The organism is Erwinia sp. CGal63 (assembly GCF_037026505.1).
Classification (GTDB): domain Bacteria; phylum Pseudomonadota; class Gammaproteobacteria; order Enterobacterales; family Enterobacteriaceae; genus Erwinia.
Genome location: NZ_JAKUMN010000003.1, coordinates 185,823 through 197,634, shown reverse-complemented (window position 1 = coordinate 197,634; position 11,812 = coordinate 185,823). Strand labels below are relative to the sequence as shown.

At 57.9% G+C, this 11,812-nt stretch carries 8 protein-coding genes and 4 tRNA genes; 6 read left to right on the top strand and 6 right to left on the bottom strand.

The genetic code is table 11. From position 1 onward, the window contains the following. Window positions 1-892 precede the first annotated feature (892 nt). Entirely contained in the window at window positions 893-1,486 is a 594-nt protein-coding gene (locus MKZ79_RS12205) for a winged helix-turn-helix domain-containing protein (protein ID WP_336142549.1), read from the top strand. A gap of 14 nt (window positions 1,487-1,500) precedes the next feature. On the opposite strand, the gene MKZ79_RS12200 is transcribed toward MKZ79_RS12205, so the two are convergent. The 5 genes from MKZ79_RS12200 to orn all read right to left on the bottom strand — a co-directional run bounded on the left by MKZ79_RS12200 (window position 1,501) and on the right by orn (window position 2,568). After that, a tRNA-Gly gene (locus tag MKZ79_RS12200) sits at window positions 1,501-1,576 on the bottom strand. A 20-nt stretch (window positions 1,577-1,596) separates the two neighbouring features. Beyond that, a tRNA-Gly gene (locus MKZ79_RS12195) sits at window positions 1,597-1,672 on the bottom strand. A gap of 21 nt (window positions 1,673-1,693) precedes the next feature. Continuing rightward, window positions 1,694-1,769, bottom strand: a tRNA-Gly gene (locus tag MKZ79_RS12190). Window positions 1,770-1,789: 20 nt separating this feature from the next. After that, window positions 1,790-1,865, bottom strand: a tRNA-Gly gene (locus tag MKZ79_RS12185). Between the two features lie 157 nt (window positions 1,866-2,022). Next, a complete protein-coding gene (gene orn / locus MKZ79_RS12180) occupies window positions 2,023-2,568 on the bottom strand; it encodes an oligoribonuclease (protein ID WP_336142548.1) in 546 nt (181 codons plus the stop codon). A 92-nt stretch (window positions 2,569-2,660) separates the two neighbouring features. On the opposite strand from orn, the gene rsgA reads away from it, so the two are divergent. From rsgA to mscM, 3 genes are all read left to right on the top strand, one after another. Further along, window positions 2,661-3,710, top strand: a complete 1,050-nt coding sequence (gene rsgA / locus MKZ79_RS12175; RefSeq protein WP_336142547.1) for a small ribosomal subunit biogenesis GTPase RsgA — start codon at window positions 2,661-2,663, stop codon at window positions 3,708-3,710. A gap of 86 nt (window positions 3,711-3,796) precedes the next feature. Next, on the top strand, window positions 3,797-4,696 hold the full coding sequence (gene asd / locus MKZ79_RS12170) for an archaetidylserine decarboxylase (protein ID WP_336142545.1): 900 nt from the start codon (window positions 3,797-3,799) through the stop codon (window positions 4,694-4,696). A 9-nt stretch (window positions 4,697-4,705) separates the two neighbouring features. Next, complete coding sequence (gene mscM / locus MKZ79_RS12165; RefSeq protein ID WP_336142543.1) at window positions 4,706-8,035, top strand: miniconductance mechanosensitive channel MscM; 3,330 nt, start codon at window positions 4,706-4,708, stop codon at window positions 8,033-8,035. Between the two features lie 44 nt (window positions 8,036-8,079). Here the strand turns inward: mscM and epmA are convergent, their stop codons facing one another. Further along, a complete protein-coding gene (gene epmA, locus MKZ79_RS12160) occupies window positions 8,080-9,057 on the bottom strand; it encodes an elongation factor P--(R)-beta-lysine ligase (RefSeq protein WP_336142540.1) in 978 nt (325 codons plus the stop codon). Window positions 9,058-9,303: 246 nt separating this feature from the next. Here epmA and frdA point away from each other — a divergent pair, with 246 nt between their 5' ends. Continuing rightward, window positions 9,304-11,085, top strand: a complete 1,782-nt coding sequence (frdA, locus tag MKZ79_RS12155; protein WP_336142535.1) for a fumarate reductase (quinol) flavoprotein subunit — start codon at window positions 9,304-9,306, stop codon at window positions 11,083-11,085. Beyond that, complete coding sequence (locus MKZ79_RS12150; RefSeq protein WP_336142534.1) at window positions 11,078-11,803, top strand: succinate dehydrogenase/fumarate reductase iron-sulfur subunit; 726 nt, start codon at window positions 11,078-11,080, stop codon at window positions 11,801-11,803. The genes frdA and MKZ79_RS12150 overlap by 8 nt, the downstream gene beginning before the upstream one ends. The last annotated feature ends 9 nt before the right edge of the window (window positions 11,804-11,812 follow it).

Sequence of the window (11,812 nt, the reverse complement as noted above, 5' to 3'; positions counted from 1 at the left end):
GTGAGCGCGCGAAAAAAGTCGGTAAAACTGCTCTGCGGCTGCCGGACGGTTTACGTAAGGAACCGCTTTAGCGTGGTTCAACGTGCCTTAAAATCTATCTTATTGATTTTAAAGGTTTTATTTTTACGTAACCTCTGAACGGGTGCGATTATGACCGTATCGAACGGGAAAAACAAGCTTTTTCCTGCACGGCGACCGTCATGCAGCGGTGGCGCTGTTAACCGCTTAAGCGATGGCAAAGGCTTAGCCGGAATTAAGCCGACATTAAGACCTTGCCCGTGTCAGTAACGCGCCGCCGCTACTTAATCTGCGCACTTCTTATTTGTCGCGCTCGGGAGGGCAAACAGCAAGGCAACGATCGCTCGCCGAGAACTTTTCTTATGCGGATAAAAATTCTTCGGCCGTTGAAGTTTTCATTTTCTTAAGCGAATAACGTTTTTCTACCGCAAAAGGATTTATTAATCCTCCATTAATATTTCATCAGCGCTTAAGTGGAGCGTTAAAGCTTATCCACGGATAACGTTGTTTAGAAACCGTCGCCTTTGTCTTCTACATCTGCAATTTTTATTAAAATCATAAATTTCAACAAGTTATGAAAAGGTTATGTTACTCACTCGCGAGTTACCCAGCTAAAGCTATTTTTTATTACTATAAAAACAGGCCTCTTAATATAAGGAAAATAAAATATTCCATACCTATCCTTACGCTTGATATCAATAATTGAAATTACCTTTACTCACCTGACATTGACAGAAAATTTGTGGCTGCATGCCATATTTTCACACCGATTTTTTTATAGTATTCTTCGCGGCGTGAAAAAAGATTTTATAAAAGCCATAAAAAACACGTAAATGTTAATTATTTGCTGATAGCTAAAAGGATAAATTTCACCATGGAAAGTCATGCCCCGCTTGCCTATTCTGTCAACGATCAGGTCATATTTTTACCGCACGCCAACAAGCTGATTTCCTGCAAAACCGGTCAGGAATTCACGCTTTACGTGACTGCCGCACGCTGTTTTTGCCTGCTGATAAAACAGCAGGGCCAGAAGGTTTCCCACCAGGCGCTGTATGAAACAGGCTGGGAAAAACATGGCAAAATCGTCACGCCCAACACGCTCTATCAGACCATCTCCAGACTGCGCAAACAGCTGCAGGAAGCAGGACTTTCCGAAGAGATCATTCAGACTACGCCGCGCCAGGGATGGACACTCAGCGACAGAGCGGTTATCAAGACATTACAGGCGGATACGGTGTTGGGCAGGCAGGCGAAACCTCTGCAGCAGCCTGATAGCCACAATAACTTCTGCAAAAGGATGCTTGCTCTCGGACGCAGCAAAGTAGTGACTTTCACCGCTCGTTTGCGGCTGGTGCAATCTCTTTTAGCGCTAAAGCAATGGGTGACTCTGGCGGGCGTAAAAGAACAGCAGGAGCCTGGCGCAGCGGCAAAGCCAGCGCAGCTTTATCATGATAAAAATGGAGGTTGAAACCGAAGAAAATCTGGAGCGGGAAACGAGACTCGAACTCGCGACCCCGACCTTGGCAAGGTCGTGCTCTACCAACTGAGCTATTCCCGCTTGGGTGGTGCAGTAACTTTTGGAGCGGGAAACGAGACTCGAACTCGCGACCCCGACCTTGGCAAGGTCGTGCTCTACCAACTGAGCTATTCCCGCTTAGGGTGGTGCAGTAACTTTTGGAGCGGGAAACGAGACTCGAACTCGCGACCCCGACCTTGGCAAGGTCGTGCTCTACCAACTGAGCTATTCCCGCTTGGGTGGTGCATTAAATTTTGGAGCGGGAAACGAGACTCGAACTCGCGACCCCGACCTTGGCAAGGTCGTGCTCTACCAACTGAGCTATTCCCGCCCGACGTATCAGGTAAAAACTCTCCTGTACGGGGAGCGCATTATACGAGAAATCAAATTCGCCGCAAGCCTGCAAAGCGACTTTTTTTCGCTTTACAGGCTTAACTGCTGACAAAACCAGCATAACGCTAATTTTGTCAGCAAAACCCGCCCTGCCGTTACAGGCGGATAAAGTTTTCGCGGTAGTACGCCAGCTCGGCGACTGATTCACGAATATCGTCCATCGCCTGGTGCGTGCCCTGCTTTTTAAAGCCGGTCAGAATTTCCGGCTTCCAGCGGCGCGCCAGCTCTTTCAGCGTGCTGACGTCCAGGTAGCGGTAGTGGAAGTAAGCTTCCAGCTCCGGCATATACTTAAACAGAAAACGGCGATCCTGAGCGATGCTGTTGCCGCAGATAGGCGAGCAGTTTTGCGGCACCCACTTTTGCAAAAATTCCAGCGTCGCCAGCTCGGCCGCGCGATCGTCGTAGCGGCTCGCTTTCACTCTGTCGACCAGGCCGCTGCTGGTATGGGTGTTGACGTTCCACTCATCCATCAGCGCCAGCTGCGCATCGGACTGATGGACGGCAAACACCGGCCCTTCAGCAAGAATATTCAGATCGGCATCGGTCACCAGCGTGGCGATTTCGATAATACGATCCTGTTCCGGGTCAAGGCCGGTCATTTCAAGGTCAATCCAGATCAGATTACTGGCATTTACTGTCATAGGGTTTCTCGCCGTGGCTTATATCATCATACGTTAGGGTGTATCATAAACGTTTTGCCCTGTCAGGGCGAAGCTAAGCCGTGTGAGGAAGAGTGAGCAAGAACAAACTGTCTAAAGGTCAGCAACGTCGCGTCAGCGCCAACCATGAACGCCGCCTGAAGCAGCGCGCCGACAAGCCCGAGCCGGACGATAGCCTGTTTGGTGAGGCGCGTGACGGCGTGGTGATCAGCCGTTTCGGTATGCACGCCGACGTAGAGGACGCGGACGGCAGCGTCCACCGCTGCAATATCCGCCGCACCCTTCGTTCGCTGGTGACCGGCGACCGCGTGCTCTGGCGTCCGGGCGTACAGAGCGCTAAGGGCATTGTGGAAGCCGTGCATGAACGTACCTCGGTGCTGACCCGCCCTGACTTTTACGACGGCGTAAAACCTATTGCCGCCAACATCAATCAGATCGTTATCGTCTCGGCTATTCTGCCTGAACTGTCGCTGAATATTATCGACCGCTACCTGGTGGCGAGCGAAACGCTGGACATTGAACCGCTGCTGGTGTTGAACAAAACGGATCTGCTGGATGCCGACGGCATGGCTTTTGTGGAAGAGCAAATGGCTATCTACCGTGCTATCGGCTACCGCGTGATTATGGTTTCCAGCCACCGTAAGCAGGGCCTCAGCGAGCTGGAAGCGGCGCTGGTTGGCCGGGTAAGCATTTTCGCCGGTCAGTCGGGCGTCGGCAAATCCAGCCTGCTCAACGCGCTGCTGGGGCTGGAGCTGGAGGCTGAGATCCTCACCAACGACGTTTCCGACGTCTCCGGTCTGGGCCAGCACACCACCACCGCCGCTCGCCTTTACCACTTTCCGCACGGCGGCGACGTTATCGACTCGCCAGGCGTGCGCGAATTCGGTTTATGGCATCTGGAGCCGGAACAAATCACCCGCGGATTTGTCGAATTCCGTGAGTTTTTAGGTCACTGCAAATTTCGCGACTGCAAGCACGATACCGATCCGGGCTGCGCGATCCGCGAAGCAGTGGAAAAAGGTGAAATAGACGAGTCGCGTTTTGAAAACTACCACCGCATTCTGGAAAGCATGTCCGAAATGCAGCAGAAAACGCGGCGCAGTTTCTCAGAAAACAGCGACTGAATCCGCGCGGCGGGCGTCGTAGCCGGGAGAGCCGGACGCTGTTACAATCCGCACCCTTAATTATTGCAGAAAGCCAGGAGGCTATTGTGTTGGATCGTCTGAAGCTCGGCCTGAATGCCGTTTTGCCCAAGAAAGGCCTTACTGAACTTGCCGGCTGGGGCGCAGGCAAGCGCGCTGGCTGGCTGACCAAAGCGGTTATCGATGTTTTTGTCTGGTTCTATAAAGTCGATATGAGCGAGGCGCAGAAGCCGGATACCGCCAGCTATCGCACCTTTAACGACTTTTTCGTGCGTCCGCTGCGCGACGAGGCGCGCCCGATCGAAACCGACCCTAACCTGCTGGTGCTGCCGTGCGACGGCGCAATCAGCCAGCTGGGCCATATCGAAGGCGACCAGATCTTCCAGGCGAAGGGTCATACCTATACGCTGGAAGCGCTGCTGGCTGGCGATGTCGCCATGACGGAAATGTTCCGCGACGGCGAGTTTGTAACTACTTACTTAGCGCCGCGCGACTACCACCGCGTACATATGCCCTGCAACGGCATTCTGCGCGAGATGATCTACGTGCCCGGCGATCTCTACTCTGTTAATCCTTTGACGGCGCAGAACATCCCTAACCTTTTTGCCCGTAACGAACGCGTGATTTGCCTCTTCGATACCGAGTTTGGCCCGATGGCACAGATCCTGGTTGGCGCCACTATCGTAGGCAGCATCGAAACCGCCTGGGCAGGCACCGTGACTCCGCCTCGCGAAGGCGTAATCAAACGCTGGCGCTGGCCGGGCGCGGATGAAGAAGGTTCCGTGGTGCTGTTGAAAGGCCAGGAGATGGGCCGATTCAAGCTGGGCTCCACCGTTATCAACCTGTTCGCACAGGGCAAGGTGAAGCTGGCGGAAAGCCTGACGCCGGAAACCAAAACGCGTCTGGGTCAGCCGCTGGCTATCGCCCTGCAGAAAACCAGCGCCGAAGAAGTCTTACATCACCCATAGCAGAGAAGCATGTTACGCCTGATAGTTACTCTTTTGCTGGGCTGGGCGCTGCTCCAGCCCGCCTGGGCCGCCAGCGCGCCCGACGCCGCGCAGATCAAGCAGGCCCTTGAGGAGGCGAAATCCAACCAGGATACGCCGAATCAGGCGGAAACGGTGGAGGCGCTGCAATCCACGCTGAACTGGCTGGAGGATCAGCAGAAATCGCAGGCCAACGCCAGCGACTACCAGCAGGTCATCGACGATTTCCCCCGACTCTCCCGCGAGCTGCGCCAGCAGCTGGTGGCGCTCGCCGACAGCAATAAAACGGTGCGCGCCACCATGACGGCGGCGGAGCTGGATCAGGAGATTTTACAGGTCAGCAGCCAGCTGTTGGAAGAGGGTCGCCAGGCGCAGCAGGAGCAGGATCGCGCCCGGGAAATCAGCGATTCCCTCGCCCAGCTGCCGCAGCAGCAGACCGATGCCCGCCGCGCGCTCAATGAGATCGAACGTCGCCTGCAGGGACAGCCGACGCCGGTCACGCCACTCGCTCAGGCGCAGCTCTTCACGCGTCAGGCGGAGTCCGCAGCGCGCAAAGCGCGAGTCGATGAACTGGAGCTGGCGCAGCTGTCGGCCAACAATCGTCAGGAGCTGGCGCGTATGCGCGGCGAGCTTCATCAGCGCAAGGCCACCCAGCTTGATAACTATCTGCAGGAGCTGCGCAACCAGCTGAACAGCCGCCGCCAGCGCGAAGCGGAAATCGCGCTGGAGAAAACCGAACAGCTGGCGGAAAACAGCGGCGAACTGCCGAAAAAGCTCAGCGAACAGTTTCGCGTTAACCGCGAGCTTTCCGCCGCGCTGAATCAGCAGGCGCAGCGTATGGATCTTGTCGCCTCGCAGCAGCGCACCGCCGTCAATCAAACCATCCAGGTTCGTCAGGCGCTGAGCACTATCCGCGAGCAGTCGCAGTGGCTCGGCGTCTCCAATGTGCTGGGCGAAGCGCTGCGCGCGCAGGTGGCGCGTCTGCCGGAAATGCCCAAGCCCCAGCAGCTGGATAACGATATGGCGCAGCTGCGCGTTCAGCGCCTGCATTACGAAGATCTGTTGGAGCGCCAGCAGCAGCTGCGTCAGCTTAAGCAGGACGACGGCACGCCGCTAACCAGCGAGCAGCGCAAAATCCTCGACGCGCAGCTGAAAACGCAGCGTGAGCTGATCGGCTCGCTGCTCTCCGGCAGCGACAACCTGATCCTGGAAGTGACTAAACTCAAGGTGGCGAACGGCCAGCTGGAGGACGCGCTGCGGGAAGTCAAAGAGGCGACCCATCGCTATCTGTTCTGGACGGCCGACGTCAGCGCGCTGCACCTGGATTTTCCGCTGCTGCTGATGCGCGATCTGCGTAATCTGCTGTCGCTCAACACGCTGGGCCAGCTGGGCGGCGCGCTGGTAATGATGTTCACCAACCGCGAAACGGTTCTGCCGATCCTCGGCGCGATCCTGCTGGTCGGCTTTAGCCTCAGCTCTCGTCGCCACTACCGCGATTTTCTTGACCGCTCCGCCAGCAAGGTCGGCAAGGTGACGCAGGATCGCTTCGGCCTGACCATGCGCACCGTGTTCTGGTCGATTCTGGTTGCCCTGCCGCTGCCGGTGCTGTGGATGGCGCTGGGCTACGGCTTACAACACGCCTGGCCTTATCCCGTGGCCGTGGCGATCGGCGACGGCATCACGGCGACCGTGCCGCTGCTCTGGGCCTTTATGATCAGCGCGGCCTTTGCCCGGCCTAAGGGCCTGTTTATCGTTCACTTCCGCTGGCAGCAGAATCGGGTGGCGCGCGCGATGCGCTTCTATACGCTCTGCATCGGGTTTGTGGTGCCGCTGATTATGCTGCTGATCGGCTTCGATAATCTGGACGAGCGCCACTTCTCCGCTACGCTGGGCCGCGTTTGCTTTATCCTGATCTGCGGCGCGCTCAGCCTGGTGACCATCAGCCTGAAGCGCGCGGGCATTCCGCTCTATCTGGATAAAGAAGGCAACGGCGAAAACTTTATCAGCAACGTGCTGTGGAACGTGATGATCTGCATTCCGATGATTGCCGCCTTCGCTTCCTGCATCGGCTATCTGGCGACCGCGCAGGCGCTGCTGGCCAGAGTGGAAACCTCGCTGGCTATCTGGTTCCTGCTGCTAATTATCTATCACATCATTCGCCGCTGGATGCTGATCCAGCGACGGCGCATCGCCTTCGATCGCGCGCGCAATCGTCGTGCGGAGATCCTGGCCCAGCGCGCCAAAGGCGAAGAGGAAACGACCGCCACGCAAAGCACGGAAGCGGAAGTGGACGAGCCGGTCATCGATCTGGATGCCATCAGCGCCCAGTCGCTGCGGCTGGTGCGCTCGATCCTGACGCTGATTGCGCTGGTATCGGTGATTGTGCTCTGGTCGGAAATTCACTCGGCGTTCGGCTTTCTGGAGAATATCCGGCTGTGGGACGCCAGCACCACGGTGCAGGGTGTGGAAAGCCTTGAGCCGATTACGCTGGGCTCGGTGCTGATTGCTATTCTGGTGCTGATTATTACCACGCAGCTGGTGCGCAATATGCCGGCGCTGCTGGAGCTGGCGCTGTTGCAGCATCTCAACCTGACGCCCGGCACTGGCTATGCCATCACCACGCTGACCAAGTATACGCTGATCCTGATCGGCGGCCTGGCGGGCTTCTCGATGATCGGCATCGACTGGTCGAAGCTGCAGTGGCTGGTCGCCGCGCTGGGTGTGGGGTTGGGATTCGGCCTGCAGGAGATCTTCGCCAACTTTATTTCCGGCCTGATTATCCTGTTTGAAAAGCCGATTCGCATCGGCGATACGGTTACCATCCGCGATCTGACCGGCAGCATCACGCGCATCAACACGCGCGCCACCACCATTACCGACTGGGATCGCAAAGAGATTATCGTGCCGAACAAGGCCTTTATCACCGAGCAGTTTATCAACTGGTCGCTCTCTGACTCGGTGACGCGTGTGGTGCTGACCATCCCGGCTGCGGCGGAAGCCAACAGCGAGGAGGTCACCAATGTGCTGCTGACCGCCGCGCAGCGCTGCCAGTACGTGCTGGAGACGCCGCCGCCGGAAGCTTTTCTGGTAGATCTGCAGCAGGGTATTCAGCTGTTTGAACTGCGTATTCACGCGGCGGAGATGGGACACAGGATGCCGCTGCGCCATGAGCTGCACCAGCTGATCCTGCAGGGCTATCACGAGCACGGGCTGGAGATGCCCTTCCCGCCTTTCCAGGTGCGTATGGAAACCATTGGTCGCAAAACGCCGGTCAACAACGGCGTCCCGGCCGCCAGAACCTATAAATCTGGCGGACTATAAAAAAAGGCCCGGAAGCGATTCCGGGCCTTTTTTTACGGCGACAATCAGCAGCGGTCGACGGAGAAAGCGATCACTTCGCTCAGCTGCGACGCCTTCAGCGCCAGCATCACGATACGATCCACGCCCAGCGCCACGCCGGAACACTCCGGCATACCGTGCGCCAGCGCAGCCAGCAGATTGTTGTCGATCGGCTGCTGCGGCAGGCCCATCGCCGCGCGCTTGCGGTTATCCTGCTCGAAGCGTTGACGCTGTTCGCGACTGTCGGTCAGCTCGCGGAAGCCGTTGGCCAGCTCAATGCCCTTGAAATAGACTTCGAAACGTTCCGCCACGCGGTGATCCTCGGTGCTGATCTCCGCCAGCGCCGCCTGGCTGGCCGGGAAATGGTAGACAAAAGCCGGCTTCTCTTTGCCAATCTGCGGCTCCACGCCGGTGACGAACAGCAGCTGCAGCAGCGTATCGCGATCTTCCTCGCGGTTGGCTAAATCGCCCACGCCCAGCTTTTCGGCAACCTCACGCATCTGCGCTTTGTCCGCCGACAGCGGATCCATCTCCAGATGGCGAATAAATGCCTGCTGGTAGGAGAGCGTCTCCGCAGGCGCGCACTCCAGCACCTGCTGCAACAGATCGTCTACCTCGTTCATCAGCCGGTACATATCGTAGTGCGGACGATACCACTCCAGCATGGTGAATTCGGGATTGTGGTGACGACCCGCTTCCTCGTTGCGGAAGCAGCGGCAGAGCTGAAAAATCGGCCCGCTGCCTGCCGCCAGCAGCCGCTTCATATGGTATTCCGGGCTGGTCATCAGATAGAGATCCAGGCCCTGCGCGGCGCCCGGCCCGACAAAACGCGTCTGAAAAGGAAACAGATGGATATCGGTTACGGTCGCCTGGCTCATCGCCGGGGTTTCCACTTCCAGCACCCCACGATCGGCAAAGAAACGCCGGATCTCAGCCATTATCGCCGCCCGTTTTAATAAATTAGTAACGGGCGCGCTCGGCTGCCAGCTGGCCGTATCGCTCATAGTTTGTACTCCTCAGGGATCAGGGTGAAGCAGTCTACCCGAGGCGCCACGGACAAACAAACCCGCGCCGCTAAAAAATTCTTCGTCGCCAAAAGCGTTAGCGCCTTAACACTATTGCCGACGTTTTTTCACCTTAATGCCTGAACACATCAATTTTGCCCGCTACTGCCGCTTTTATACTGGGCCTTCCGTTAACCGGGGGCCAATCCCTCATCCATCCCATAACGGCCTGACAGGGAGAATATCGTGCAAACCTTTACTGCCGATCTGGTGATTGTCGGCGCGGGCGGCGCCGGGCTGCGGGCGGCTATCGCCGCTGCCGAAGCCCATCCCACGCTGACTATCGCGCTGGTTTCAAAAGTCTATCCGATGCGCAGCCACACCGTGGCCGCCGAAGGCGGTTCCGCCGCCGTAACCCAGGAGCATGACAGCTTCGACCTGCATTTTCAGGACACCGTCTCCGGCGGCGACTGGCTGTGTGAACAGGACGTGGTGGATTATTTTGTGCGCCACTGTCCGCAGGAGATGGCCCGGCTGGAACGCTGGGGCTGTCCGTGGAGCCGCCGTCAGGATGGCTCTGTCAACGTGCGGCGCTTCGGCGGCATGAAGATCGAACGCACCTGGTTCGCCGCCGATAAAACCGGCTTCCATATGCTGCACACGCTATTCCAGACCTCGCTGAAATATCCGCAAATCGTTCGCTTCGACGAACATTTCGTGCTCGACCTGCTGGTGGATAACGGCGAGGCGCGCGGCGTGATGGCGATGAATATGATGGAAGGCGCGCTGATAAAAATTCTGGCCAAGTCGGTGGTGCTGGCGACCGGCGGCGCGGGCCGCGTCTATCGCTACAACACCAACGGCGGCATCGTCACCGGCGACGGTATGGGTATGGCGCTGCGTCACGGCGTGGCGCTGCGCGATATGGAGTTTGTGCAGTATCACCCAACCGGCCTGCCCGGCTCCGGCATTTTGATGACGGAAGGCTGCCGCGGCGAAGGCGGCATCCTGGTGAATAAAGACGGCTATCGCTATCTGCAGGATTACGGCCTGGGGCCGGAAACCCCGCTCGGCGAACCCAAAAACAAATATATGGAGCTGGGCCCGCGCGACAAGGTTTCGCAGGCTTTCTGGCACGAGTCGCAAAAGGGCCGCACTATCCATACGCCGCGCGGCGAAGTGGTGCATCTCGATCTGCGTCATCTCGGCGAGAAAAAGCTGCAGGAGCGACTGCCCTTTATCTGCGAGCTGAGCAAAGCCTATGTCGGCGTCGATCCCGTCACCAGCCCGATCCCAATCCGGCCGACGGCGCACTACACCATGGGCGGCATCGCCACGGACGCTAGTTGTGAAACCACCGTGCGCGGGCTGTTCGCCGTCGGCGAGTGCTCCTCGGTCGGCCTGCACGGCGCTAACCGACTGGGATCGAATTCGCTGGCGGAGCTGGTGGTGTTCGGTCGCCTGGCCGGGGAAAACGCTGCCACCAGATCGCTGGAAAGCCGCAACTTCGCCACCGCCGCGCTGGACGCGCAGAGCCGCGACTGCGAGCAGCGGCTGAAGGCGCTGGTCAATCAGCCGGGCGATGAGCGCTGGTCGACGCTGCGCGACGAAATGGGCACGTCGATGGAAGAAGGCTGCGGCATCTACCGTACGCCAGAGCTGATGCAGCAGACCATCGACAAGCTGGCGGAGCTGAAAGCGCGTTTTGCCCGCGTACGCATTCGCGACAGCTCCAGCGTATTCAATACCGAGCTGCTTTACGCCATCGAGCTGGAGCATGGGCTAAACGTGGCGGAATGCATGGCGCACGCCGCTTTTGAACGCAAAGAGTCGCGCGGCGCGCACCAGCGTCTGGATGAAGGCTGCCGCGAAAGGGACGACGAACGTTTTCTGCAGCATTCGCTGAGCTATTACAACGCGCAGGGCGCACCAACCATCGCCTGGGACAAAGTGACGATCACTCGTTTGCCGCCGGCCAGACGCGTTTACGGCGCGGAATCGGAACATAAGGAGACGCAGCATGGCTGACTGTAAGATTGCCATCCAACGCTATAACCCGGAGACGGATTCGGCGCCGCACTTTGAAACCTATAGCGTGCCCTGGGATGAGCAGACTTCGCTGCTGGACGCGCTGGGCTATATCAAAGACAACCTGGCCGGCGACCTCTCTTTCCGCTGGTCGTGCCGCATGGCGATCTGCGGCTCCTGCGGCATGATGGTGGATGGCGTGCCCAAACTCGCCTGCAAAATCTTTCTTCGCCACTATCCGCAAGGGATGCGCGTGGAGCCGCTGGCGAACTTCCCCATCGAGCGCGATCTGATTGTGGATATGAGCCGCTTTATCGAAAGCCTGGCGGCGATTAAGCCCTGGATAATTGGCGATGAGCAGCCGGCGCAAAGCGGCCCCAACCTGCAGACGCCGGCGCAGATGGCGCGCTACCACCAGTTCTCCGGCTGTATCAACTGCGGCCTCTGCTACGCCGCCTGCCCGCAGTTCGGCCTTAATCCAGAGTTCATCGGCCCTGCCGCCATTACGCTGGCGCACCGCTATAACCTCGATAGCCGCGATAAAGGCAAACGGGCGCGAATGCCGCAGTTAAACGGCGATAACGGCGTCTGGCCCTGCACTTTCGTCGGCTTCTGTTCAGAGGTTTGTCCAAAACATGTCGATCCAGCAGCGGCTATCCAGCAGAGCAAGGTGGAAAGCGCCAAAGACTATCTGATCGCCACCCTCAGACCACAATAAGGAGTCGCC